Origin of the sequence: Streptomyces sp. NBC_01261 (assembly GCF_036226385.1) — a bacterium.
Lineage (GTDB): Bacteria > Actinomycetota > Actinomycetes > Streptomycetales > Streptomycetaceae > Streptomyces.
In genome coordinates, this window is record NZ_CP108463.1 from 8,164,173 (window position 1) to 8,189,038 (window position 24,866).

Sequence of the window (24,866 nt, forward strand, 5' to 3'; positions counted from 1 at the left end):
GAACGCCCGCTACAGATCGCCCAGTTCGGAGGCGTACGGCGGTTCCGCCCCCGCCCGTGAGCAGGTGATCGCCGCCGCCCGCGCCGCGAACCGCAGCAGTTGGGTCCAGCCGTCGCGGCCCAGGACGGCCATCCCCTCCGCGGACAGCGAGTTCCGGGCGGACAGACCGTGCAGCAGCGCCGCGTTGACGGTGTCGCCGGCGCCGATCGTGTCCACGACGTCGACCTTCTCGCCCGGAATCGGGTACACCGTGCCGTCCTGGGTGTACGCGGCGAGGCCGTCGCCGCCATGGGTGATCACGACGGCAGAGGGACCGGCGTCCAGCCACTCGCGCGGGGTGCCGCCCAGCCACAGCGCGTCCTCCTCGGACACCTTGAGGAGCGACACGTACGGCAGCCAGCTCTTGAAGCGCGCCCGGTAGGCGTCCGGGTCGGGGATCAGACCCGCCCGGATGTTCGGGTCGAGCAGGGTGAACACGCCCTGTGAGAAGGCGGTCCGCATCAGCTCCTCGTAGGCACTCGCGCCCGGCTCCAGGACGAGCGAGCAAGTGCCGAAGGACACCGCCTCGGTCTCGGCGGGCAGCGCCGAGGGCACCGCGAAGAGCCGGTCGGCGGTGCCGTCGACGTAGAAGGAGTACGTGGCCGAGCCGTGCGCGTCCAGCGTGGCGACCGCGAGGGTGGTCGGCTCCTGGCCGCGCTGTACGTCCAGGACGTCCACGTCGGCCTGTCGCAGTCCGGCGAGGAGGGCCTCGCCGAACGCGTCCTCGGAGACGCGGGAGCAGAAGGCGGTGGGGGAGCCGAGGCGGCCGAGGGCGACGGCGGTGTTGTACGGGCCGCCGCCGAGCGCCGGCTTCAGGGCGGCGAGGGGGCCCGTGCCCTGCGGCACCAGGTCGATCAGGGCCTCACCGGCTACGACGATCACGAGATGTTTCCCTTCTGGGACTGTTCGGACGGGTCGGGGCAGCCGCAGGACGTGCGGTGGACGAAGGCGCAGGGGAGCCGCAGGACGCGGGCGGGCCGGTCCGGCGAGGCGAGCCGGTCCAGCAGCAGCCGTACGGCCTGGGCGCCGATCTCCCTGCTGGGCTGGGCGATCGCGGTCAGCCGGGGCTCGAACAGGTCGGCCCAGGCGAAGTCGTCGAAGCAGCACAGCGCGAGGTCGCCGGGGACGGACAGGCCGCGCTCGCGCAGGGCGCGCAGGGCGCCGATGGTCATCGCGTTGTTGGCGGTGACCAGGGCCGTGGGCGGGGCGGCGAGGGACAGCAGCTTCTCGGTGGCCCGCTCGGCGGCGGCCGACTCGGAGTCGCCGTGCACCAACAGCCGCTCGTCGTAAGGGAGTCCGGCGGCGGCGAGGCCGTGGCGGTGTCCGGTGATCCGCTCGCGGGTGGTGCTGAGCCCGGGCAGGCCCGCGACCAGGCCGATACGGCGGTGGCCGAGTCCGGCGAGGTGGGTGACGAGGTGGGCCGTCGGTTCGACGTTCTCGGCGCACACCTGGTCGACGGGGGGCGCGTCGTCCGAGGGCGCGTCGACCACCCGGTCGAGGAACACCGTCGGTACGGAGTGCCGGCCGAGGTAGGCGACGAGGGCGTCCGGGGCCGCCGAGGGTGCGACGATCATGCCGTCCACCCGGCGCTCGTGCAGGAGTTGGACGACCGTGCGCTCGTGCTCCGGGTCGTCGTGCGGGTCGGCGATGAGCAGGCTGTAGCCCTGTTCCAGGGCGCCGGCCTCGACGCCCTGGAGGATCTCCGTGAAGTACGGGTTGCTGATCGCCGACACCGCGAGGCCGATGGAACGGGTGCGGGACGTCACCAGGGAGCGGGCGAGGGTGTTGGGGGTGTAGCCCAGTTCCTCGATCGCGGTCAGCACGGCCTGCCGGGTGGCGGGCAGCACCGGACGGGTGTCGTTCAGGACGTGCGAGACGGTCGCGACGGACACACCGGCGCTCCGAGCGACGTCGACCATGGTGGCCATCGCGGGTCCCCCTCCCCGAGGTGCGGCGGCCCCTGAAATGTGGCGGGCCTTCTGGGCGGGAACGTATCCCATCCGCCGCCAGACGTAAACGCTTGCGCAAACGTTTACGTACCGTGAGCGCCCGTCCGGTGAACCCACCTCAAAGAGGGCGGAACCACGCGGGTATCGTCGCCGTGCAGTGCCCCTTGAGCAGCCCGAACAACAGCTGGAGACCCCCATGCCCGGCCGCCCCGCCCCGAGCCGTCGTACCGTCCTGCGCGGAGCGGCCCTCACGCCCGTCGCCGGGCTCGGACTCAGCGCCTGCTCGGGTGGCGGTTCAGGGGCCGCCGCGACTCCGACCGCGCCCGTGGAGCTGGGCGCGGACAGCGAGGTCGCCAACGGGAGCGCCAAGCTGTACCGCGATCAGAACGTCGTCGTCAGCCGGGCGGCGAACGGCACCCTCAAGGCGTACAGCACGATCTGCACGCACGCGCAGTGCCCCATCAACAAGTTGGACGGCACGACCCTCATCTGCCCGTGCCACGGCAGCCAGTTCGACGCGCTGACCGGCAAGGTGGTGCAGGCGCCGGCCACCGAGCCCCTGCAGGAGCTGAAGGTGACGGCCGAGAACGGGAAGATCGTCGCGGGGCCGGCCGTCTGAGCCTCAGGGCGTCCGGACCCCGGCGGCTCACTCCCAGTCCCAGCCGATCCCCACGATCCCCGACCGCATCCGCGGCTCCACCAGGTGCACCGAGTGGTGCCCTCCGGCCAGCCGCAGCTCCTGGCGGCCGCTGCGCGGGGCCGCCGCCGAGTGCTGGGTGAAGCGGTGGCAGCGCACCGGCAGCGCGTCCTCGTCGAAGCGCACCTGGAGCGCGTACTGGCCGCCCGCGATACCGAAGTCGCGGACGTACTCGCGGGAGACGCCGGCGGTGCCGTCCTCGACGCCGTAGCGGAAGAGGAACGTATCTCCGGAGCGCAACCGGGTGCCGAAGAGGAGCTCGGCGACCAGCATGCCGGTCTCGTGGTGGCGGCGGACGCGGCCCGTGCGGCAGTTCTCCAGGGCGTGCACGGTCATACGGTCCGGGGCGCAGCCCGGGTCTCCGTAGTGCACGGCTATGAAGCGGTCGATGCCGTCCCGGTGGGCGCGGACGATGTGGTGCGACTCGCGGCCGACCAGCTCGCGGTGCGGCCCGATGCGCACGCGCTCGTGGTGCCCCAGGGTGTGCAGGCCGCTGTCGAGCGAGGCCTCCAGATCGGCCAGCAGCTGTTCCAGGACGCCGGAGGCCTCGACGAAGGAACGGTACGAGCGAGCCGCCGGGCGCTGCGCCACGGCACGTTCCTCGGCCTCGGCGAGCAGCCGGATCAGGGACTCCTCCGGCAGCTGGAGGATCTCCTCCAGTGCCCGTACGGCGCGCAGTGACTCGGGGCGCTGCGGGCGGCGGGCGCCCTGCTGCCAGTAACTCAGGCTGGTGACACCGACCTTGACCCCGTAGCGCGTCAGGTGGTGCTGGACGCGCTGCAGCGGCAGTCCGCGGGCGGCGATGGCGGCGCGCAGCGCGACATGGAAGGGGCCGCCGCGCAGGGCCGAGTCCAGTTCCGCGGTGGCGACGTCCGCCTGCTGTGTGGCGTGCGGCATGCAGGGGCCCTTTCTGTGAATGTTCACAACGGCTGGTCAGGCCGTTCACGCGAGTTGCTTCGGGGACCCCGTCGGCGCCGGAGAAGGTCTTCACATCCGTACGCCCTCGTTCACGCCCCGAGTTCCCCCGCATTGAAGCGTGTTGACCAAGTCCCGACAACACCTGTCGTCCATCAGGCATATGTGACTTGGCCGGGTCGTGGTGGGTGCGCTCACTGCGGTGCGGGCGGCCCGTCGGCGCCCAGCACGTCCCTGATCGCCCGTGCGGACACGGCCGACTTGTGCAGGAAGCCGTGTGCGGGGCTGGCGGCGATGAGTTCCTGGAAGTCCTCCCGGGAGTGGGTCGAGATGAGGATCACCGCAGGTACGTCGCCCACCAGACGGCGTGCGACGTCGAAGCCGTTCTCGCCGTCGAGGTCGAGATCGACCAGGGCGACGTCGGGGGCCCTTTCCCGGGCCTGGGAGAGGGCGTCCGCGCCCGTCGAGGCGATGCCGACGACTTCCACGCCGCCACGTTCCAGCAGGGCGCGAGCCGCCTCCAGGAACCGGGCGCTGTCATCGACGAGGAGACAGCGCAGCGACATGTCCTCAGCTTGCCAACCGGTGGCCGCTCGCGCCTTCCAGCTAGCCGGAAAGTGCTGAACTCCCGTGCCGCAAGCGCGGGTTCTCGTGCACGCAGGGCGATGGGGACGCGACGGGCGGTAGCATGACGGCGCCCTGGGGAGACCACGTCGTCCGGTCGGGTGGGGGGTGTGCCATGAACGGAACGAGTGCCACGCGCGCGTGGCCCGGTGTCCGGGGGGTCGGTGGGGTCCGCAGGGCCCTGGTCCCCTGGGTGGTGTGCGCGGCCCTGCTGCTGGCCGCGTGCGACGGCGGCGGGAGTGACGCCAAGGGGGCGAGCGCGTCCCCGAAGGACACCACCTGCGACGGGAAGATCCACGGCACCGCGCACATCACCGTCTGGTACCACGCGGGCCCGAGCGGCGAGTTCACCACGCTGCGCGACCAGGTGAAGGAGTTCAACCGGCAGCAGAAGCAGGTGCGGGTCGAGCTGGTCACCCTCCCGGAGGACCGCGCCTACACCGCCCTGGTGCTGTCGGCGGCGGCCAGCGGCGACCTCCCCGACCTCCTCGACTTCGACGGGCCCAACCTCTACAACTACGCCTGGTCGGGCAAGCTCAGGCCGATCGACTCCTGTGTGCCCGCGAGCGTCCGCGCCGACCTGTTGCCGACGATCCGTCAACAGGGCACCTACGCGGGCAGGTTGTGGGGCATCGGCACCTTCGACTCGGGCATGGGCCTGTATGTGCGCAAGTCCGTCATGAAGAAGGCCGGGATACGCATCCCGACGGGCCCCAAGGACGCCTGGACGGCCACCGAACTGACGGGCATCCTGCGCAAGTTGCGCACCCTGGGCTACCAGGCACCCCTCGACCTGCGGCTTGTCTACTCGCAGCCGGGCCAGGAGTGGAACACGTACGGCTTCGCACCCGCCGTGTGGTCGGCGGGCGGCGACCTGATCGAGCCCAAGAACTTCCGCACCGCCGACGGCTATGTGAACGGCCCCGGTTCGGTCAAGGCGCTCACCGACATGCAGAACTGGGCCAAGGCCGGGCTCATCGACATGGTCAAGGACGACAAGGCCTTCGTCAGCGGCCGCAGCGCGATCTCCTGGTGCGGGCACTGGACCTATCCGGAATTCAACAAGGCATTCCCCGGGGACGTCGCGCTCGTCCCGCTGCCCGACTTCGGCCAGGGCACCGTCACCGGCATGGGCTCCTTCCAGTGGGGCGTCCCGGCGGGCAACGCGGACGGTGACGCCGTCTGGCGCTTCCTGTCCTTCCTGCTCCAGCCCGCCCAGGTGCACCGGATGACCGTGGCCAACGGGGCGATCCCGGCCACCGAGAGCGCGATCAAGCTCTCGCCGCAGTACGCGCCCGGCGGCGCCGAGCACCTCTTCATCGAGCAACTCCGGGACGGGGTGGCCCGCCCCAGGCCGCAGACGCCCGCCTACCCGGCGATCACCGACGCCTTCTCCCGCGCCTTCGCGAAGATCATCTTCAATCGGGCGCCGGTCAAGGCCACCCTCGACGAGGCCGCCAGGAAGATCGACGAGGACCTCGCGGCGCACGACGACTATCCACCGAGCAAGTAGCGAAAGCGGACGCCACGCGCGTGTGCCCGACAGGGTTCCACGGGCGGGTGCCGGACGGGGTCTTACGCGCGCGTGCCCGACACCCGACAGGGGTTCCACGGGCGCGTGCCCGGCGGAGCCGCCTACGCGCGCGTGCCCGACCTGAGTCCTACGCGCGTGCGCCCGATTCCGAGGGACCCGTCCTCCCCAAGGCCCTGACGACCATGGCCGATTGGGGGCAGGCTGGGCACGTGACCGACCATCATCGGAACTCCTCACCCGCCGGCCGCTGAGAGCGCGCCGTGCGTCGCCCCCTGTCCCCGGGCCCGCTCCGTAGGGTGCTCGCAGGGCTCCGCCCCGAGCCCGACCTCGGCACGCCCACCGCGCTCGCGGAGCTGCGCAGCAGGCGCTCCGACCGCCCCGGCCCGCGCGGCCCCCGTCGTCCGTGCATGCGGCCCGGTGCCGCCCTCCGGATCCCCTTCCTCGCCCGGCTGCGCGTCGGGCGCAAGCTGATGCTCCTGGTGCTGCTCCCGGTGACCGGCATGCTGGCGTTCACCGTGTTCGGTGCCGTCACCCAGTGGCACGACGCACAGACGATGCGGGACTTCCGTACGGCGACCGCGCTGTCGTTCAGGACCACCGCGCTGACCGACGCCATCGCCAGGGAACGCATCGCCGCCGTGAAGGCCCGGCTGCGCCCCGGAGCGGCGACCCTGAAGGAACGCTCCGGTGCGGAACACGCCACCGACCACGCCCTGAACGCGGCTCTCCTGGGAGCGTCCCGCTGGACCGGGCCGCCCGACGTCCCGGGCCGGCTCGACGCGCGGAACCGCCAACTGCACGCCCTGCGGCTCCAGTCGGGGACCGGCTCGCTCACCGCGCCCCAACTCGCCGCCCAGTACGACACGATCGAGGACGACCTCCTGGAGCTGGCCGCCACCCTGGAGTCCGGCCGGCCGACCCGCACCTCCGGGCAGGCGGCCGACGCCCACATCGCGCTCCTGAACGCCATCGAGGCCGCCGAACGCGAACGCACCGAACTGGCCGTGCTCTTCGACACCCCCGACGCCCCGCACGCCACCGCCACGGACCGCTGGTCGGCCCTGGAGGAGGCACTCCTGGACGACTTCGACCGGACCGCGCCCGCCGCCCTCAAGGGCAGGCTCTACGTCGTCCTCCTCCAGCACCCCGGCCTCGTCGTCCGCCAGACCCGCGAGACCCTCGCCGACCCGCCTTCCCGGCTCAACTCCTGGCCCACGTACCCCAGTTGGCTGACCGTGTCGACCCAGCGCATCGAGGCACTGCGCGTCATCCAGCACCAGGCCGCCGCCGGACTGGGCCGCGGTGCCGCGCGCGACCTCGACACCGCACGCGCGCGTGAGGCACGCGACCTCGCCGTGTCGCTGGCCGTCCTGGCCGCCGTCACCGTCCTCGCGCTGACCCTGCGGCTGTCGATCACCCGCCCCCTGAGCGAGGTCTCCGCAGGCGCCCACGCGCTCGCCGAGGGCGATCTGTCGTACGACATCCGGTACGCGGGCCGGGACGAACTCGGCGCCGTCGCCGACACGTTCCGCGAGCTGCGGGTCACCACCGAACGGCTCGCCGGTGAGATCAACACCATGAACACGGCGATCGACGACAACCGGCTCGGCCACCGCGCGGACGTCGCCGCGTTCGAGGGGACCTGGGCGCAGCTGCTCGGCGGCATGAACGGCACCATGGCGGCCTTCGCCGCCGCAGACGGGCGGCGCGACAAGGCCGAGCAGGAGCTGGCGAGCATCTTCCACCTCTCCCTCGACCTGCTGTGCATCGCGGGACTCGACGGCTACTTCAAGCGTGTGAACCCCGCCTTCGAGCGGACCCTCGGCCATTCCGCCGACGCGCTCCTGAGCAGACCCTGGCTGGAGTTCGTGCACCCGGAGGACCGGGCACGCACGCGTGCCGTCCTCGACCGGCTGGCGAGCGGCGTCGAACTGGCCGAGTTCGAGAACCGCTTCGTCCGGGACGACGGCACCGAACGCTGGCTCCAGTGGAGCGCCCGCCCGGTCACCGGCGAGGGCCTGATCTACGCCGCCGCGCGCGACGTCACCGAGAGCCGCCGCGCCGCCCGCGAACAGACCGCGCTGCGCCGGGTCGCCACCCTCGTCGCACGCGGGGTGCCCCCGCACGAGATCTTCTCCGAAGTCGCCGACCAGGTGGGCAAGGTCCTGAGCAGCGGCTCCGCCGCCGTCCTGCGCTACGGCGCCGACGGAGCCGCCACCGTCCTCGGTTCCGCTCGCGGGCCCGCCACCTCAGCCGAGACGGCCGCCGCGGCGGCCGTCTCGGCTGAGGTGGCGCGCACCGCCCGCCCCGCGCGCGTGGGCCGCTCGGTGGGCGCCCCCATCGTCGTGGACGACCGGCTGTGGGGTGCCGTCGTCGCGGCCGCCGCCGGAACCGAACCGCTGCCCCCGGGTACCGAGTCCCGGCTCGCCGACTTCACCGAACTCGTCGCCACCGCGCTCGCCAACGCCGACAGCCGAGACCAGCTCACCGCGTCACGCGCGCGCGTGGTCGCCGCCGGGGACGCCTCCCGACGCCGTATCGAACGCGATCTGCACGACGGCGTCCAACAGCGCCTCGTCTCCCTCCAACTCGACCTGAGAATGGCCCAGTCGATGCTGGACGAGCAGCCGGAGGAACTCGCCGAGCAACTGGACCACATCGCCAAGGGCCTGGACGACACCTTCGCCGACCTGTTGCAGATCGCGCGCGGCATCCACCCCGCGATCCTCTCCAAGGGCGGCCTGGGCCCGGCCCTGCGCGCACTCGCCCGCCGCTCCGCCGTCCCCGTGGAACTCGACCTGCGCCTGCCCGCGGGCCGGCTCCCGGAGTGGATCGAGGTCGCCGTCTACTACGTGACCTCCGAGTGCCTCACCAACGCCGTCAAGCACGCGCGCGCGAGCTTCGTGGCGGTGTCGGCGCGGGTCGAGGACGACGTCCTGGAGGTGACGATCGCCGACGACGGAGTGGGCGGCGCCGACCTCGGGCACGGCTCCGGGCTCATCGGACTCGTCGACCGCGTCGAGGCGATCGGCGGCAAGCTGCACGTCGGCAGCCCACCCGGGGAGGGCACGACCCTCACCGTACGACTGCCGCTTCCCCGGACGGAGGGGTGACCGCCCGAGGCGTACGCGACGCGGGTCCAGGCCGGGGGAGCCGTGGACTCGGTGACGTCGCGTACGCGTCGGGCGGTCTTCTCGGACGGAGAGGCGGCCGTCCGGATCCAGGGGCGCTCCGACGGTTCGCCACGTAGGCGCTTGGAGCGGACGACGTCGGGGTCGCGCGGGTCAAGGAGGTCCTTCAAGGACCGTGTGTTGTCCTCGTACGAGCGGACACGGGCCGACCGCCGTCGTCTGTCCGCCCGTGTCCGCCGCGTCTCCCGCAGCCCTTCCGGCCTTCCGACCCGGGGCCCGTCGCTCTCGCCCGGGTGACCGGTCCGCCCGCGTCCGTACTGCTTCGAGAATCGCCCGGACGCGGCGCCATGTCTTCACGGTCACCCCCCAATTCCCTTACCGGCTAGCCGTACCCGACCCGGTCCGGCAGTCTGTGCGTGGCGCACCGCACCGGTCGGGCAGGGGGAGCCGTGACGATGGACGCATCGCAGCAGACCGCGCGGGGACGGATCGTCCTCGCCGACGACGACGTCCTGCTCAGGGAGGGCCTCGCGAGCCTGTGCGAACGCCTGGGCTACGAGGTCGCGGGCCAGGCCGGCGACGCGGTGCGGCTCCTGGAACTGGTCGACACCGAGCGGCCCGACCTCGCGATCGTCGACATCAGGATGCCGCCCGACCACTCCACCGAGGGCCTGAAGGCGGCCCGGACGATCCGTGAACGCCACCCCGACACCGGCATCCTCGTGCTGTCCGCGTTCGTCGAGGTCGAGGAGGCCCTGGAACTGCTGGCCGGCGGGCACAAGGTCGGCTATCTCCTCAAGAGCCGGATCACGGTCGTCGACGAGTTCGTCGAGGCCCTCGACCGCATCCACAAGGGCGGCTCGGTCGTCGACCCCTCCCTGGTGCACGAACTGTTCTCGGCGCAGCGCCGCGACGACCCGCTGTCCTTCCTCAGCACCCGCGAGCGCGAGGTCCTGGCGCTGATGGCGGAGGGCCGCTCCAACGCCGGCATCGGCCGCCGGCTGTGGGTCACCGAGGGCACCGTCGAGAAACACGTCCGCAGCATCCTGGGCAAACTCCACCTCCCGGAAGCCGCCGACGACCACCGCCGTGTCCTGGCCGTTCTCACGTTTCTGGAGTCCCGCTAGGAGCACCGGCCGACGATCCGACAATCGTTCCGGCAAGAGTTCCGCCGGGCGTGTCCGGCGTTGTCCACAGCCCCGCCGCGCTGTCACTCCGCGCCAGTAGGGTGTGAAACATGGCCGATCCCTCCAGCTACCGCCCCAGGCCGGGAGAGATCCCGGACTCGCCCGGGGTCTACAGATTCCGCGACGAGCACCGCCGGGTGATCTACGTCGGAAAGGCGAAGAGCCTGCGTCAGCGCCTGGCGAACTACTTCCAGGACCTGGCCGGACTCCACCCGCGCACGCGCACGATGGTCACCACGGCCGCGTCGGTGGAGTGGACGGTGGTGTCCACGGAGGTCGAGGCACTCCAGCTGGAGTACTCCTGGATCAAGGAGTACGACCCCCGGTTCAACGTCAAGTACCGCGACGACAAGAGCTACCCGTACCTCGCGGTGACGATGAACGAGGAGTACCCGCGCGTGCAGGTGATGCGCGGTCACAAGAAGAAGGGCGTCCGCTACTTCGGGCCGTACGGACACGCCTGGGCGATCCGCGACACCGTGGACCTCCTGCTGCGCGTGTTCCCCGTCCGCACCTGCTCGGCCGGCGTCTTCAAGAACGCGGCCCGCACCGGCCGCCCCTGTCTGCTCGGCTACATCGGCAAGTGCTCCGCGCCCTGCGTCGGCCGCGTCTCCGAGGAGGAGCACCGCGAACTGGCCGAGGAGTTCAGCGACTTCATGGCCGGCCGCACCGGCACGTACATCCGCCGTCTGGAGAAGCAGATGACGGACGCGGCCGAGGAGATGGAGTACGAGCGGGCCGCCCGCCTGCGCGACGACATCGAGGCCCTGAAGAAGGCCATGGAGAAGAGCGCGGTCGTCCTCGCCGACGCCACCGACGCCGACCTGATCGCCGTGGCCGAGGACGAGTTGGAGGCGGCCGTCCAGATCTTCCACGTCCGCGGCGGACGCGTGCGCGGCCAGCGCGGCTGGGTCACCGACAAGGTCGAGGACGTCACCACCGCGGCCCTCGTCGAGCACGCCCTCCAGCAGCTCTACGGCGAGGAGACCGGGGACTCCGTCCCCAAGGAGGTCCTCGTCCCCGCCCTGCCCGACCCGGTGGAGCCGGTCCAGCAGTGGCTGACCGACCGCCGCGGGGCGAACGTGTCGCTGCGCATCCCGCAGCGCGGCGACAAGAAGTCCCTCATGGAGACCGTCGCGCGCAACGCCCAGCAGTCGCTGATCCTCCACAAGACCAAGCGCGCCTCCGACCTCACCACCCGCTCGCGCGCCCTGGAGGAGATCTCCGAGGCACTCGACCTGGACAGCGCCCCCCTCAGGATCGAGTGCTACGACATCTCGCACCTCCAGGGCGACGACGTCGTGGCGTCGATGGTCGTCTTCGAGGACGGGCTGTCCCGCAAGAGCGAGTACCGCCGCTTCCAGATCAAGGGCTTCGAGGGCCAGGACGACGTCCGCTCGATGCACGAGGTGATCACCCGCCGCTTCCGGCGCTATCTCGCCGAGAAGGAGAAGACGGGGGAGTGGGCGGACGGCGACGAGCTGACGGACCTGAAGGACGACGAGGGCCGCCCCAAGCGGTTCGCCTACCCGCCGCAGCTCGTCGTGGTCGACGGCGGGCAGCCACAGGTCGCCGCCGCCAAGCGGGCTCTGGACGAGCTGGGTATCGACGACATCGCCGTGTGCGGTCTCGCCAAGCGCCTGGAGGAGGTCTGGCTCCCGGACGACGACGACCCGGTGATCCTGCCCCGCACCAGCGAGGGCCTCTACCTCCTCCAGCGCGTCCGCGACGAGGCCCACCGCTTCGCGATCACCTATCAGCGCGCCAAGCGTGCCAAGCGGTTCCGGGCGAGCCCCCTGGACGACGTGCCCGGCCTCGGCGACACCCGCAAGCAGGCGCTGATCAAGCACTTCGGTTCGGTGAAGAAGCTGCGATCCGCGACAATCGACCAGATCTGCGAGGTTCCGGGCATAGGTCGCAAGACCGCCGAGACCATCGCGGTGGCCCTCGCCCAGGCGGCCCCGGCCGCACCCGCCGTGAACACGGCGACTGGAGAGATCATGGAAGACATGGAAGACGGGACACCCGGGACCACGGCGGGTGCCCCAGGGGAGCCCGTACCCGCGGGAGCCCCGGACGAGCGACGGGGGCAGGAGACATGAGCGAACAAGAGAAGCAGCCCACAGCGGACCGAGATCGGACGCACAAGGAAACCGGCGACGATCAGGCTCCGCAGCAAGAGGTCCAGGACGACGGAGCACAGGTGAGCACGGACAGCACGACACCCGGGGTGCCCGAAGCGGCCATCCCCGAACTGGTGATCATCTCCGGCATGTCCGGAGCCGGGCGGTCCACCGCCGCCAAGTGCCTGGAGGACCTCGGCTGGTTCGTCGTCGACAACCTCCCGCCCGCCCTGATCCCCACCATGGTGGAGCTCGGCGCCCGCTCCCAGGGCAACGTGGCACGGATCGCGGTCGTCGTCGACGTCCGCGGACGGCGCTTCTTCGACAACCTCCGCGAGTCCCTCGCCGACCTGGAGTCGAAGCACGTCACCCGGCGGATCGTCTTCCTGGAGTCCTCCGACGACGCCCTGGTGCGCCGCTTCGAGTCGGTGCGCCGCCCCCACCCCCTCCAGGGCGACGGCCGCATCGTCGACGGCATCGACGCCGAACGCGAGCTGCTGCGCGAACTGCGCGGCGACGCCGACCTCGTCATCGACACCTCCAGCCTCAACGTCCACGAACTCCGCGCCAAGATGGACGCCCAGTTCGCCGGCGAGGAGGAGCCCGAACTGCGGGCCACCGTCATGTCCTTCGGCTTCAAGTACGGCCTCCCGGTCGACGCCGACCTCGTCGCCGACATGCGCTTCCTGCCCAACCCGCACTGGATCCCGGAGCTGCGCCCCTTCAACGGCCTCAACGAAGAGGTCTCGGCGTACGTCTTCAACCAGCCCGGCGCCAAGGAGTTCCTCGACCGCTACGCCGAGCTGCTGCGGCTCATCGCGGCCGGCTACCGGCGCGAGGGCAAGCGGTACGTGACGATCGCGATCGGCTGCACCGGTGGCAAGCACCGCTCGGTCGCCACGGCGGAGAAGCTCGCCGCGCGGCTCGTGGCCGAGGGCGTGGAGACGGTGGTCGTACACCGGGACATGGGACGGGAATGACAGGACGTAGCCCACGGCTGGGCAGGCTGCGCCGCGTGGTGCCCGAAGGGCGGACGACCAGGCCCGTCGAGGCCCGCGGCGGCAAGCCGCGCCGGCGCGGCACCCAGCCCAAGGTGGTCGCCCTCGGCGGCGGCATGGGCCTGTCCGCCTCGCTCACCGCACTGCGCCGCATCACCGGCGACCTCACCGCCGTCGTCACCGTGGCCGACGACGGCGGCTCCAGCGGCCGCCTGCGCGACGAACTGGGCGTGCTGCCCCCCGGTGACCTGCGCAAGGCCCTCGCCGCGCTGTGCGGCGACGACGACTGGGGCCAGACCTGGGCCCGCGTCATCCAGCACCGCTTCCAGTCCAAGGGCGACCTGCACGAACACGCGGTCGGAAATCTGCTGATCGTCGCCCTGTGGGAGCAGCTCGGAGACCACGTCCAGGCCCTCGACCTGGTCGGTAAACTGCTCGGCGCGCACGGGCGCGTGCTGCCCATGTCCGCCGTACCGCTGGAGCTGCAGGCCCTGGTCAAGGGCCACGATCCGGCGCGGCCCGACGACGTCGACACCGTGCGGGGACAGGCGACCGTGGCGCTCACGCCCGGCGAGGTGATGTCCGTGCACGTCGTGCCGCACGACCCGCCGGCCGTGCCCGAGGCCGTCGCCGCCGTGCTCGACGCGGACTGGGTGGTGCTCGGTCCCGGCTCCTGGTTCTCGTCCGTCATCCCGCACCTGCTGGTGCCGGAACTGCTCGACGCGCTCACCGAGACGAAGGCGCGCCGGGTACTCTCCCTGAATCTCGCGCCGCAGCCCGGAGAAACCGATGGCTTCTCACCGCAGCGTCATTTGGAGGTTTTGGGACGACACGCCCCTAAACTCGCCCTGGACGTGGTGCTGGCCGACGAGGCCGCCGTGCCCGATCGTGCGTCGCTCACCGAAGCCGCCAAGCGGCTCGACGCCGCGGTCGAGCTGGCGCCGGTGGCCCGGACCGACGGAACTCCAAGGCACGACCCGGAGCTGTTGGCCGCCGCGTACGACCGTATTTTTCGGATGCATGGAAGGATCGGCCCATGGCGATGACGGCAGCGGTGAAGGATGAGATCTCCCGGCTACCCGTCACCCGGACCTGCTGCAGGAAGGCGGAGGTCTCCGCCATTCTGCGGTTCGCCGGAGGCCTCCACCTGGTGAGCGGGCGCATCGTGATCGAGGCGGAGCTGGACACCGCGATGGCGGCGCGCCGGCTCAAGCGGGACATCCTGGAGATCTTCGGCCACAGCTCCGAACTGATCGTGATGGCGCCCGGCGGACTCCGCCGCGGCTCCCGTTACGTCGTCCGGGTGGTCGCGGGCGGCGATCAGCTGGCCCGGCAGACGGGCCTCGTGGACGGCCGCGGACGCCCCATCCGGGGCCTGCCGCCGCAGGTCGTCTCGGGGGCCACCTGTGACGCGGAGGCGGCCTGGAGAGGCGCGTTCCTGGCGCACGGCTCGCTGACCGAGCCCGGCCGGTCCTCCTCCCTGGAGGTGACCTGCCCGGGTCCGGAGGCCGCGCTCGCACTGGTCGGCGCGGCGCGTCGGCTGTCGATCGCGGCGAAGGCCCGCGAGGTGCGTGGCGTGGACCGGGTGGTAGTCCGTGACGGCGACGCGATCGGCGCTCTGCTCACCCGGCTCGGCGCCCACGAGTCTGTGCTGGCCTGGGAGGAGCGCCGGATGCGCCGCGAGGTGCGCGCCACGGCGAACCGGCTCGCCAACTTCGACGACGCCAACCTGCGCCGCTCGGCCCGCGCGGCCGTCGCCGCGGGAGCCCGGGTGCAGCGTGCCCTGGAGATCCTCGCCGACGAGGTCCCCGAGCACCTCGCGGCCGCCGGCCGCCTGCGCATGGACCACAAGCAGGCCTCCCTGGAGGAACTGGGCGCCCTCGCCGACCCGCCGCTCACCAAGGACGCGGTGGCCGGCCGTATCCGCCGACTGCTGGCGATGGCCGACAAGCGCGCCCAGGACCTCGGCATCCCGGGCACGGAGTCCAGCATCACCGAGGAGATGGCCGACAACATGGTCGGCTGACGATCCGTCAATACGCCGGTGCGGGCGCCCAGTCCGGGCGCCGGCACCGGCGTTCGTCTGTCGTGGGGTGCCGTGACCGGTTACCGGCGGGCCGTCAATTCGCTGGTGTGAGCCGCGTTTGGGCGTGTCCGGTGGATCGGACCGGAGGAGATCGACGACGACCCGTCCGCGCGAGGGAGTCGAGGGCCGAGGGCAAGGCTGCGAGGGCTTCCGTCGGGCGAATGTGTGCCGAACCCTGCGGTCTCGGGGAAGGCCTGCGGGCCTCCTCGGAAGTTCCTGGCGCCGGCGTTCGTCTGTCGTGGGGTGCCTTGAGCCGTCGCCGGCGGGCCGTCAATTCGCTGGTGTGCGCCCCCGTCTGGGCGTGCCTGGTGGATCGGGCCGGAGGAGATCGACGACGACCGGTCGGCTTGAGGGAGCCGAAGGCTGAGCGCAAGGCTGCGAGGGCTCCAGCCGGGTGAATGCGTGCAGGCCCTTGAGACCTTGGGGAAGACCCGCATGCCCCTCGGAAGCCCCTGGCACCGGCGCTTCTCCGCTGTGGGCGCCCTCGTTTCGATGCCGGCGAGCCGCCGATACACCGGCGCGGGCGCCCCTTTAGGCCTGCCGGCTGATCAGGCCGGGAACCATCAACGACCCCCGCCCGACCCGCACCCCTCAACGAGAAACGACCCCGCCCGACCCGCACCCCTCAAGAAGATCGGCCGGGCCTACCCGAGGACCCCGCGGCGGCGTGCATCCGCCGTGGGCGCCGCAGCACTCGATGCGGCTCGGCCCACGCGGCCCACGAGCAACGCTGCCTCAGCCCCCGCGAGGGACGCGCGTCGCCCCTCGTCTCCCCGGCACGATCCGCCGCCCGCGTCGAAGTCCCCCGCCCTCCCCGGTATTTGACCGTCCGTGAGGCCCCCTTGACTCGATCATGAAGTGTCATGAGCCTGGCAACTGTTCGCCGCTGTGGCGAACGACTGCTAGGGGGATTCATGAGACACAGAGCGAGATCGATCCTCGCTGTCGGCGCCCTCCTGATCGCCGGGGCGAGCATCGCACCCATCGCCCAGGCGCAGGGCGGGAGTTCCACGAAGTCGGACCCCGCCGAGGTCAAGGTCTTCCACGCCGACGTCACCCAGAAGCAGATACCCCTGCTCCTGAAGGCCGGGCAGGACGCCCACGAACTCGGCGACAACCAGTTCTCGGCGTCCGGCAAGACCGCCGTGGAGGTCTACCTCACCGACCAGCAGGCCCAGAAGCTGGAGAAGCAGGGCGTCGACCTCACCGAGCACACCCTGTCGGCCAAGGCCGAGACACGGGTCGAGGACGCGGCGCAGGGCGTGTTCCGCCCGTACAGCGGAAGCGGCGGTCTCGCGGAGGAGATCGTCAAGACGGGGCAGGCCAACCCCGGTCTCACCAAGGTCGAGTCCATTGGCAAGACGATCGACGGCCAGGACATCCTCGCGCTCAAGCTGACCAAGAACGCGAAGAAGACCAAGGACGGCTCCAAGCCCTCCGTGCTCTACGTGTCCAACCAGCACGCGCGCGAGTGGATCACGCCGGAAATGACCCGCCGGCTGATGCACTACTACCTGGACAACTACAAGACCGACAAGCGCGTCAAGAAGATCGTCGACTCGACCGAACTCTGGTTCGTGCTCTCCGCCAACCCGGACGGCTACGACTACACCTTCCAGAACAGCGACACGCGCCTGTGGCGCAAGAACCTGCGGGACGTCAACGGCGACGGTGTGATCTCCACCGGCGACGGCGTCGACCTCAACCGCAACTTCGCCTACAAGTGGGGCTACGACGACGAGGGTTCGTCCCCGAACCCGACCAGCGAGACCTACCGGGGCGCGGCCCCCAACTCCGAGCCGGAGACGGCCGCACTCGACGGCTTCGAGAAGCGCATCGGCTTCACCTACGGCATCAACTACCACTCCGCCGCCGAACTCCTCCTCTACGGAGTCGGCTGGCAGGTCGCGACCCCGACACCGGACGACGTGCTCTACAAGGCGCTCGCCGGCACCCCGGACAACCCGGCGATCCCCGGCTACCACTCGCAGGTCTCCTCGGAGCTGTACACGACCAACGGCGAGGCGGACGGGCACGCGTCGAACGTCAACAGCATGTCGATGTTCACCCCCGAGATGTCGACCTGCCAGACCGCGTCGAACATCGACCCGAACGACGCCTGGAACGCGGCCGACTGCCAGTCCGTCTTCAACTACCCGGACGACGAGAAGTTGATCCAGGACGAGTTCGCGAAGAACGTCCCCTTCGCGCTCTCCGTCGCCGAGACCGCCGCCCACCCCGACCAGCCGAAGTCGTCGGTCGGCCTCAGCGCCGCCGACTTCACCCCGGCCACCTTCCCGACGTCGTACTCCCGCGGCGCCGACCAGGAGGTCTCCGTCGTCGTACGGAAGTCCGTGCGCGACAAGGAGCTCAAGTACCGCGTCAACGGCGGCCGTACGAAGGACACGGCACTCAAGTCCTGGAAGGGCGGCCGGACCTACGGCGGGGACGACAACCTGTACTTCGACGAGTACCGGGCCAAGGTCAAGGACGGCGACCCGGGCGACAAGGTCGAGGTCTGGTTCACCGGTGAGACGAAGGCCGGGAAGCCCACCTCCAGCGCGCACTTCACCTACACGGTGGCCAAGCGGCCCGCGGCCGACACGCTCGTCGTCGCCGAGGAGGGCGCTGCCGCCACCCAGGCGCAGACCTACGTGGACGCTCTGAAGGCCAACGGCCGCAAGGCGGCCGTCTGGGACGTCGCCACGCAGGGCGCGCCCGACGCGCTCGGTGTGCTCGACCACTTCAAGACCGTCGTCCACTACTCGGGCACGGCGGGACCGGGCAACGACACCCAGCTCCAGCTGCGCGCCTTCCTCAACGAGGGCGGCAAGCTGATCGAGGCCGGCGAGCAGGCCGGTGGTTCCGTGAACCTCGGTGACGGCACCCCCTCGAACGACTTCAGCCAGTACTACTTGGGCGCCTATTCGCGTACGTCCACCCCCGGGGCCACCGGTTTCACCGGCTCCGGCAAGCTCGCCGGCTTCACCGGGCCGCTCAGTGGCGCCCCCGGCAACCCGCTGGACCGGGCCGGTACCTACAGCGTCACCTCCGACTCGCTGTCGCCCACCACGTACCCGCAGTTCGCGAGCGCGGGCGCGGGCCAGTTCGCCGGGACCGTCAACCCGTACGGCCCGTACGCGGGCTCCTACATGGCCGCCGCCGTCCACACCGACGACGCCTACAAGCGCCTCACCCGCACCATCGACCTCAGCGGGGTGAGCGCGGCCGACAAGCCCACGCTGCGCAGCGAGCTGCTGTGGGACACCGAGCCCGGCTACGACCACGCCGTCGTCGAGATCCACACCACCGGGGCCGACGACTGGACCACGCTCCCGGAAGTCGGCGGCGCCACCAGCACCGCCGTACCGGCGGAGTGCGAGGCGGGCTTCCTGGTCGCCGAGCACCCCTGGCTCAAGCACTACCTGACCGTCGCCACCAGCGGCTGCACCGCGACCGGCACCACCGGTTCGTGGAACAGCCTCACCGGTGCCTCCAACGGCTGGCAGCAGGTCGGCTTCGACCTGAGCGCCTACGCGGGCAAGTCGGTGGAGGTCTCGCTCAGTTACATCACCGACCCGGGCACCGGCGGCCACGGTGTCCTCGCCGACGACACCTCGCTCGTCGTCGGCGGCACGGCGACCCAGACCGAGGGCTTCGAGACCTCCCTGGGCGCCTGGACCGTGACAGGACCGCCCCCGGGCAGCCCGGCGGTCCTGAACGACTGGACCCGCACCGGAGCCCTGTTCCAGACGTACGGCGCGGTCACCACCGACCGCACCGTGCTGCTCGGCTTCGGCCTGGAACAGGTCACCTCGGCGAGCGACCGGGCGGCCCTGCTCAAGAAGGCACTGACGGCCCTCAAGAGCTGACTCGGCGTGTCGATGTCATGAACATCAAGGGCGGTCCGTACCCCTACTGGCGGGTACGGACCGCCCTGCCGTGTATGGGGCATCTCGATGTCACCACGGAGGGCTCAGGGAGGTAGGGTCGTAGGCGGTCGGGGACATCCCATACAACTCGCCGGCACTGAGCCGGCGTACCAACGAGGAGATCGGTTCGTGACGATCCGCGTAGGCATCAACGGCTTTGGCCGCATCGGTCGTAACTACTTCCGCGCGCTGCTGAAGCAGGGTGCTGACATCGAGATCGTGGCTGTCAACGACCTGGGTGACACCGCGACCACCGCTCACCTGCTCAAGTACGACACCATCCTGGGCCGCCTCCAGGCCGAGGTGTCGCACACCGCCGACACGATCACCGTCGACGGGCACACGATCAAGGTGCTGTCCGAGCGCAACCCCGCCGACATCCCGTGGGGCGAGCTGGGCGTCGACATCGTCATCGAGTCGACCGGCATCTTCACGAAGAAGGCCGACGCCGAGAAGCACATCGCCGGCGGCGCCAAGAAGGTCCTCATCTCGGCTCCGGCCAAGGACGAGGACATCACGATCGTGATGGGCGTCAACCAGGACAAGTACGACGCGGCCAACCACCACGTCATCTCGAACGCCTCCTGCACCACCAACTGTGTGGCGCCGATGGCCAAGGTTCTCGACGAGAACTTCGGCATCGTCAAGGGCCTGATGACGACGGTCCACGCGTACACGAACGACCAGCGCATCCTGGACTTCCCGCACTCGGACCTGCGCCGCGCGCGTGCCGCCGCCGAGAACATCATCCCGACCACGACCGGTGCCGCCAAGGCCACCGCCCTGGTCCTCCCGCAGCTCAAGGGCAAGCTGGACGGCATCGCGATGCGCGTCCCGGTCCCGACCGGTTCGGCCACCGACCTGGTCGTGACGCTGCAGCGCGAGGTCACCAAGGACGAGGTCAACGCCGCGTTCAAGAAGGCCTCCGAGGACGGTGACCTCAAGGGTTACCTGTCCTACACCGAGGACCCGATCGTCTCCTCGGACATCGTCGGCGACCAGGCCTCCTGCACCTTCGACTCCCTCCTGACCATGGTTCAGGAAGGCAACACGGTGAAGATCCTCGGCTGGTACGACAACGAGTGGGGCTACTCCAACCGCCTCGTCGACCTCACGGTCTTCGTCGGCGGCCAGCTCTAACTCCCAGAGCAGGCAACTCGATGTGAGTCAGGGCTCGGGCAGCGCACGCCGCGCTGCCCGAGCCCTTGCTACGTAGTGTCCGAGCCTTTGCTACGTAGTGATCGATCAGCCCTCTCGGATCTGAAGAGCCCTCCCTAGGAGTCCCTTTATGAAGACGATCGACGAACTTCTCGCCGAAGGCGTGGACGGCAAGCGGGTCTTCGTCCGCGCCGACCTCAACGTTCCGCTGGCCGACGGCCTCATCACCGACGACGGCCGCATCCGCGCCGTGCTGCCTACGGTCAAGGCCCTCGTCGAGGCGGGCGCCAAGGTGATCGTGGCCTCGCACCTGGGCCGTCCCAAGGGCGCCCCGGACCCGGCCTTCTCCCTCCTCCAGCCGGCCGAGCGCCTCGCCGAACTCCTCGGCGCGCCGGTCGCGTTCGCCCAGGACACCGTCGGCCCCGCCGCCCACGACGCGGTGCGCGGCCTCGAACCCGGCCAGGTCGCGGTCATCGAGAACCTGCGCTTCAACGCGGGCGAGACCTCCAAGGACGACGTCGAGCGCGGCGAGTTCGCCGACCAGCTCGCCGCCCTGGCGGACGTCTACGTAGGCGACGGTTTCGGCGCCGTGCACCGCAAGCACGCCTCCGTGTACGACCTCCCGGCCCGCCTGCCGCACTACGCCGGCTACCTCATCGCCACCGAGGTCGGCGTCCTGAAGAAGCTCACCGAGGACGTCAAGCGGCCCTACGTAGTGGCCCTCGGCGGCTCCAAGGTCTCCGACAAGCTCGCCGTCATCGACCAGCTGCTCGGCAAGGCCGACCGCATCCTCATCGGCGGCGGCATGGCCTTCACCTTCCTCAAGGCCAAGGGCTACGAGATCGGCGCCTCCCTGGTCCAGGACGACCAGCTGCCCGCCGTCACCGAGTACGTCGAGCGCGCCGAGAAGAACGGCGTCGAGCTGGTCGTCCCGGTCGACGTCGTGACCTCGGCCGGGTTCCCGGACCTGAAGACGAAGGCCCCGTCCAACCCCACCGTCGTCGCCGCGGACGCCATCCCGGCTGACCAGATGGGCCTCGACATCGGTCCCGAGACCGGTGCCCTGTACGCCTCGAAGCTCGCCGACGCGGCCACCATCTTCTGGAACGGTCCGATGGGCGTCTTCGAGCACCCCGACTACGCCGAGGGCACCAAGGCGGTCGCCCAGGCCCTTCTCGACTCCCCGGCCTTCACGGTCGTCGGCGGTGGCGACTCCGCCGCGGCCGTCCGCATCCTGGGCTTCGACGAGAACGCATTCGGCCACATCTCGACCGGCGGCGGCGCCTCCCTCGAATACCTAGAGGGCAAGACGCTCCCCGGCCTCGCCGCACTGGAGGACTGACCTTAATGGCTCCATCTATTTCTTCTGGGCGCACGCCGATCATGGCGGGCAACTGGAAGATGAACCTCAACCACCTTGAGGCCATCGCCCACGTCCAGAAGCTCGCCTTCGCCCTCGCGGACAAGGACTACGAGGCCGTCGAGGTCGCCGTCCTGCCGCCCTTCACCGACCTGCGCTCCGTGCAGACCCTGGTCGACGGCGACAAGCTCAAGATCAAGTACGGCGCCCAGGACATCTCGGCGCACGACTCCGGCGCCTACACCGGCGAGATCTCCGGTGCGATGCTGGCCAAGCTGAAGTGCACGTACGTGGCCATCGGCCACTCCGAGCGCCGCCAGTACCACGCGGAGACCGACGAGATCGTCAACGCCAAGGTCAAGGCCGCCTACAAGCACGGCCTGACCCCGATCCTCTGCGTCGGCGAGGAGCTGGAGGTGCGCGAGGCCGCCAACCACGTCCCGCACACCCTGGCCCAGGTCGAGGGCGGCCTCAAGGACGTCCCGGCCGAGCAGGCCGAGTCCGTCGTCATCGCCTACGAGCCCGTCTGGGCCATCGGCACCGGCAAGGTCTGCGGCGCCGGCGACGCCCAGGAGGTCTGCCAGGCCATCCGCGGCAAGCTCGCCGAGCTGTACTCGCAGGAGCTGGCCGACCAGGTCCGCATCCAGTACGGCGGCTCCGTCAAGTCCGGCAACGTCGCCGAGATCATGGCCCAGCCCGACGTCGACGGCGCCCTGGTCGGCGGTGCCTCGCTGGACGCGGACGAGTTCGTCAAGATCGCGCGCTTCCGCGACCAGTGAGTTCAGCACTGAGCCGCACCGGCTTGAGTGCCCCGGAGGCGAACCGACAAGCCGCGTGTAGGCGGTAGCCGCGATCCGTCGTACCCTTGCGGGGGCATAGCGCCAGCCGCTATGCCCCTGTCGTCCATCCGAATCCGAGGAAGTTGGTCCAGCCGTGGTTTTGGGGTTCTCGATCGCCCTGATCGTCTTCAGCCTGCTGCTGATGCTGCTGGTGCTGATGCACAAGGGGAAGGGCGGCGGTCTCTCCGACATGTTCGGTGGCGGCATGGCGTCGTCCGTCGGCGGCTCTTCGGTCGCCGAGCGCAACCTGGACCGCATCACCGTGGTGCTCGGTGTGCTCTGGTTCGCCTGCATCGTCGTGCTCGGCCTGCTGATGAAGACGAGCTGACCGCACGTTCCGTCGCACATTCCGTACGTAAGGCCCCATGTTCGGTACGCGCAGCTGAGCGCGGCCTATCATGGGGCTTGCGTCTAGGTGTAGGGGCTGTAACTCCAACCACTGGACGCGCGTTGGGCCTTACGTAGACTGAGGCGCTCGCAACGGAGCGAAAACGCCGACTCGCTTCGCGGCACCATCACGCAGGGAGTTACGACCGTGGCAAGTGGCAACGCGATCCGAGGAAGCCGGGTCGGGGCGGGGCCGATGGGTGAGGCCGAGCGCGGCGAGTCCGCGCCCCGGCTGCGCATCGTCTTCTGGTGCTCCAACGGACACGAGACGCAGCCCAGCTTCGCCAGCGACGCGCAGGTTCCCGAAACCTGGGACTGCCCCCGCTGTGGCTTCCCGGCCGGACAGGACCGGGACAATCCGCCGGCCCCGCCGCGCACCGAGCCCTACAAGACGCACCTCGCGTATGTACGGGAGCGGCGCAGCGACGCGGACGGCGAGGCGATCCTCGCCGAGGCGCTCGCCAAACTGCGGGGAGAAATCTAGGAGTTGAACCGGCCGGACGCCCACAGGGTGTCTGGCCGGAGCTGTTTCGCAGGCCGGTGGCCGACCGCCTCCGGACCGATTGTCAGTGGTGCCCTCTACGGTTTGTGAAGTGACGAATCGTGAGGGGGAGCTGTGACGACGGTCGAGGTGACGGGCAGTCATGTGCCCTCGTGGCGCGGGGGGTTCGGGCGGCTGTTGAGCGCCGCCGTGATCTCGCGGTTCGGGGACGCGCTGCGTGGTGCGGCACTGCCGCTGCTCGCCGTCTCACTGACGGACCGGCCCCTTCTCATCGCCTCCGTGACCGCCTGCGGCTATCTGCCCTGGATCGTCTTCGGACTGCTCGGCGGCGCGGTCGCGGACCGGGTTGACCAGCGCCGCGCGATGTGGATGGTGGACGCGGTCCGCGGACTGCTCGTCGCCGCCTTCGCCGTGGCCGTCGCCCTCGGCCACGCCTCGATCCTGCTGCTCATCGCGCTGGCCTTCGCGCTGACCACGCTCCAGACCCTCTTCGACAACGCCTCTACGGCCCTGCTGCCGGCCCTGGTGGACCGGGCGTCGCTCGGCAGCGCCAACACCCGGCTGATGACCGGACAGAAGATCGCGGGCGGCCTGATGGGAACGCCCGTGGTGCCTCTGCTGATCGCCGCGGGGGCGGCGGTCCCCTTCATGGCCGACGCGGGCACCTTCCTCCTCGCCGCCGCACTGGTCGCCTCGCTGCGCACCACGGCGCCCGACCGTGCGCCGGGACCGGTGGGCAGCACCCTGCGCGGGGAGATCGCGGACGGACTGCGCGCCCTGTGGCGTGATCGGCCCCTGCGCGGGCTGTGCGCCGCGACAGCCCTGTGCAACGTCGGCATGGGTGCCCTGATCGCCACCCTGGTCATCCTGGTGACCGGCTGGCTGGACGCCGGAACCGCCGGGTACGCGGCGGCGACCACCGCGTTCACCATCGGCGGTCTGGCCGGGGGACTGGTGAACGGGCGGATCACCACCCGTCTCGGCCCGATGCGGAGCGTGCTGCTCGCGGGTTCGGTGCAGACCGGCGCCCTCGTCGTCATGGGCTCCGTGCGCAGCCTGGTCGCGGTCGTGGCGGCCCTCGGTGTCTTCGGCCTCATGAGCATGTTGTGGAACGTCAACACGACCACGCTGATGCAGCAGCGTGCCCCCGCCGAGATGCTGGGCCGGGTCAGCTCCGCCTTCCGCACCCTGGCCGCCGCAGGGGCCCCGCTGGGCGCCCTCCTCGGTGGGGTCGTCGCCACCGCCTGGGGCCTGAACACGCCCGCCCTGCTCACCGCCGCCTTCTTTGTCCTGTCGGTCATCGCACTGATACCCGCGGTCAAGCCGGACGTACCTGTTGTTGCCCCGCAGTACGACGCGACGACCGCTCATGTCGCGGGCTGATCAATTAGGTTGGAACCGGCCC

The 24,866-nt window shown here is 70.7% G+C and carries 19 protein-coding genes; 15 read left to right on the top strand and 4 right to left on the bottom strand.

All coding sequences use genetic code 11. From position 1 onward, the window contains the following. Positions 1–9 precede the first annotated feature (9 nt). Both OG226_RS36405 and OG226_RS36410 read right to left on the bottom strand, forming a co-directional pair. Positions 10–921, bottom strand: a complete 912-nt coding sequence (locus OG226_RS36405; protein ID WP_328684037.1) for a carbohydrate kinase family protein — start codon at positions 919–921, stop codon at positions 10–12. Beyond that, on the bottom strand, positions 918–1,967 hold the full coding sequence (locus OG226_RS36410) for a LacI family DNA-binding transcriptional regulator (protein WP_328684038.1): 1,050 nt from the start codon (positions 1,965–1,967) through the stop codon (positions 918–920). Before OG226_RS36410 ends, OG226_RS36405 begins: the two co-directional genes overlap by 4 nt. Before the next feature lie 217 nt (positions 1,968–2,184). On the opposite strand from OG226_RS36410, the gene OG226_RS36415 reads away from it, so the two are divergent. Next, entirely contained in the window at positions 2,185–2,607 is a 423-nt protein-coding gene (locus tag OG226_RS36415) for a Rieske (2Fe-2S) protein (RefSeq protein ID WP_329353619.1), read from the top strand. A gap of 27 nt (positions 2,608–2,634) precedes the next feature. Here OG226_RS36415 and OG226_RS36420 read toward each other — a convergent pair whose 3' ends face one another. Continuing rightward, positions 2,635–3,582 carry a hypothetical protein gene (locus OG226_RS36420; protein WP_328684039.1) on the bottom strand — a complete coding sequence of 316 codons (948 nt, stop codon included), beginning with the start codon at positions 3,580–3,582 and terminating at the stop codon, positions 2,635–2,637. 212 nt (positions 3,583–3,794) lie between these two features. Continuing rightward, positions 3,795–4,166, bottom strand: a complete 372-nt coding sequence (locus OG226_RS36425; RefSeq protein WP_328684040.1) for a response regulator — start codon at positions 4,164–4,166, stop codon at positions 3,795–3,797. Between the two features lie 173 nt (positions 4,167–4,339). On the opposite strand from OG226_RS36425, the gene OG226_RS36430 reads away from it, so the two are divergent. The 14 genes from OG226_RS36430 (at position 4,340) to OG226_RS36495 (ending at position 24,844) form a co-directional block, all read left to right on the top strand. Further along, positions 4,340–5,737: an ABC transporter substrate-binding protein gene (locus OG226_RS36430; RefSeq protein WP_329351209.1), complete on the top strand. Its 1,398-nt coding sequence runs from the start codon at positions 4,340–4,342 to the stop codon at positions 5,735–5,737. A gap of 428 nt (positions 5,738–6,165) precedes the next feature. Then, entirely contained in the window at positions 6,166–8,871 is a 2,706-nt protein-coding gene (locus OG226_RS36435) for a PAS domain S-box protein (protein WP_329353621.1), read from the top strand. Positions 8,872–9,344: 473 nt separating this feature from the next. Beyond that, positions 9,345–10,016 carry a response regulator transcription factor gene (locus OG226_RS36440; RefSeq protein WP_329351210.1) on the top strand — a complete coding sequence of 224 codons (672 nt, stop codon included), beginning with the start codon at positions 9,345–9,347 and terminating at the stop codon, positions 10,014–10,016. 110 nt (positions 10,017–10,126) lie between these two features. Continuing rightward, positions 10,127–12,178, top strand: coding sequence for an excinuclease ABC subunit UvrC (uvrC, locus tag OG226_RS36445; RefSeq protein ID WP_329351211.1), 2,052 nt, complete (start codon positions 10,127–10,129; stop codon positions 12,176–12,178). Next, the gene (gene rapZ / locus OG226_RS36450; RefSeq protein ID WP_328684044.1) at positions 12,175–13,179 is read left to right on the top strand and encodes an RNase adapter RapZ; all 1,005 of its coding nucleotides are present in this window, start codon (positions 12,175–12,177) and stop codon (positions 13,177–13,179) included. Before uvrC ends, rapZ begins: the two co-directional genes overlap by 4 nt. After that, positions 13,176–14,243 (top strand): gluconeogenesis factor YvcK family protein, encoded by a 1,068-nt coding sequence (locus tag OG226_RS36455; protein WP_026150944.1) that lies wholly within the window; start codon positions 13,176–13,178, stop codon positions 14,241–14,243. Before rapZ ends, OG226_RS36455 begins: the two co-directional genes overlap by 4 nt. Then, positions 14,234–15,223 (top strand): DNA-binding protein WhiA, encoded by a 990-nt coding sequence (gene whiA / locus OG226_RS36460; RefSeq protein WP_019067568.1) that lies wholly within the window; start codon positions 14,234–14,236, stop codon positions 15,221–15,223. Before OG226_RS36455 ends, whiA begins: the two co-directional genes overlap by 10 nt. Positions 15,224–16,197: 974 nt before the next feature. Then, positions 16,198–19,155 (top strand): M14 family metallopeptidase, encoded by a 2,958-nt coding sequence (locus OG226_RS36465; protein ID WP_329351212.1) that lies wholly within the window; start codon positions 16,198–16,200, stop codon positions 19,153–19,155. 189 nt (positions 19,156–19,344) lie between these two features. Beyond that, a complete protein-coding gene (gap, locus tag OG226_RS36470; protein ID WP_328684046.1) occupies positions 19,345–20,355 on the top strand; it encodes a type I glyceraldehyde-3-phosphate dehydrogenase in 1,011 nt (336 codons plus the stop codon). A gap of 148 nt (positions 20,356–20,503) precedes the next feature. After that, positions 20,504–21,715 carry a phosphoglycerate kinase gene (locus OG226_RS36475; protein ID WP_328684047.1) on the top strand — a complete coding sequence of 404 codons (1,212 nt, stop codon included), beginning with the start codon at positions 20,504–20,506 and terminating at the stop codon, positions 21,713–21,715. A gap of 41 nt (positions 21,716–21,756) precedes the next feature. After that, entirely contained in the window at positions 21,757–22,512 is a 756-nt protein-coding gene (gene tpiA / locus OG226_RS36480) for a triose-phosphate isomerase (protein ID WP_328686541.1), read from the top strand. Between the two features lie 154 nt (positions 22,513–22,666). Next, positions 22,667–22,900 (top strand): preprotein translocase subunit SecG, encoded by a 234-nt coding sequence (gene secG / locus OG226_RS36485; protein ID WP_078652560.1) that lies wholly within the window; start codon positions 22,667–22,669, stop codon positions 22,898–22,900. Between the two features lie 207 nt (positions 22,901–23,107). After that, positions 23,108–23,443, top strand: a complete 336-nt coding sequence (locus OG226_RS36490; RefSeq protein WP_078623027.1) for an RNA polymerase-binding protein RbpA — start codon at positions 23,108–23,110, stop codon at positions 23,441–23,443. Positions 23,444–23,575: 132 nt separating this feature from the next. Continuing rightward, positions 23,576–24,844, top strand: a complete 1,269-nt coding sequence (locus OG226_RS36495) for an MFS transporter (RefSeq protein ID WP_329351213.1) — start codon at positions 23,576–23,578, stop codon at positions 24,842–24,844. Positions 24,845–24,866 lie beyond the last annotated feature (22 nt).

What these genes read in the sequence shown, in the direction of transcription:
- rapZ (WP_328684044.1), top strand. Translation starts at nt 12,175, where the DNA reads ATGAGCGAACAAGAGAAGCAGCCCACAGCGGACCGAGATCGGACGCAC.
- OG226_RS36435 (WP_329353621.1), top strand. Translation starts at nt 6,166, where the DNA reads ATGCGGCCCGGTGCCGCCCTCCGGATCCCCTTCCTCGCCCGGCTGCGC.
- OG226_RS36440 (WP_329351210.1), top strand. Translation starts at nt 9,345, where the DNA reads ATGGACGCATCGCAGCAGACCGCGCGGGGACGGATCGTCCTCGCCGAC.
- whiA (WP_019067568.1), top strand. Translation starts at nt 14,234, where the DNA reads ATGGCGATGACGGCAGCGGTGAAGGATGAGATCTCCCGGCTACCCGTC.
- OG226_RS36420 (WP_328684039.1), bottom strand. Translation starts at nt 3,582, where the DNA reads ATGCCGCACGCCACACAGCAGGCGGACGTCGCCACCGCGGAACTGGAC.
- OG226_RS36415 (WP_329353619.1), top strand. Translation starts at nt 2,185, where the DNA reads ATGCCCGGCCGCCCCGCCCCGAGCCGTCGTACCGTCCTGCGCGGAGCG.
- OG226_RS36410 (WP_328684038.1), bottom strand. Translation starts at nt 1,967, where the DNA reads ATGGCCACCATGGTCGACGTCGCTCGGAGCGCCGGTGTGTCCGTCGCG.
- uvrC (WP_329351211.1), top strand. Translation starts at nt 10,127, where the DNA reads ATGGCCGATCCCTCCAGCTACCGCCCCAGGCCGGGAGAGATCCCGGAC.
- OG226_RS36475 (WP_328684047.1), top strand. Translation starts at nt 20,504, where the DNA reads ATGAAGACGATCGACGAACTTCTCGCCGAAGGCGTGGACGGCAAGCGG.
- OG226_RS36465 (WP_329351212.1), top strand. Translation starts at nt 16,198, where the DNA reads ATGAGACACAGAGCGAGATCGATCCTCGCTGTCGGCGCCCTCCTGATC.
- OG226_RS36430 (WP_329351209.1), top strand. Translation starts at nt 4,340, where the DNA reads ATGAACGGAACGAGTGCCACGCGCGCGTGGCCCGGTGTCCGGGGGGTC.
- tpiA (WP_328686541.1), top strand. Translation starts at nt 21,757, where the DNA reads ATGGCGGGCAACTGGAAGATGAACCTCAACCACCTTGAGGCCATCGCC.
- OG226_RS36455 (WP_026150944.1), top strand. Translation starts at nt 13,176, where the DNA reads ATGACAGGACGTAGCCCACGGCTGGGCAGGCTGCGCCGCGTGGTGCCC.
- OG226_RS36425 (WP_328684040.1), bottom strand. Translation starts at nt 4,166, where the DNA reads ATGTCGCTGCGCTGTCTCCTCGTCGATGACAGCGCCCGGTTCCTGGAG.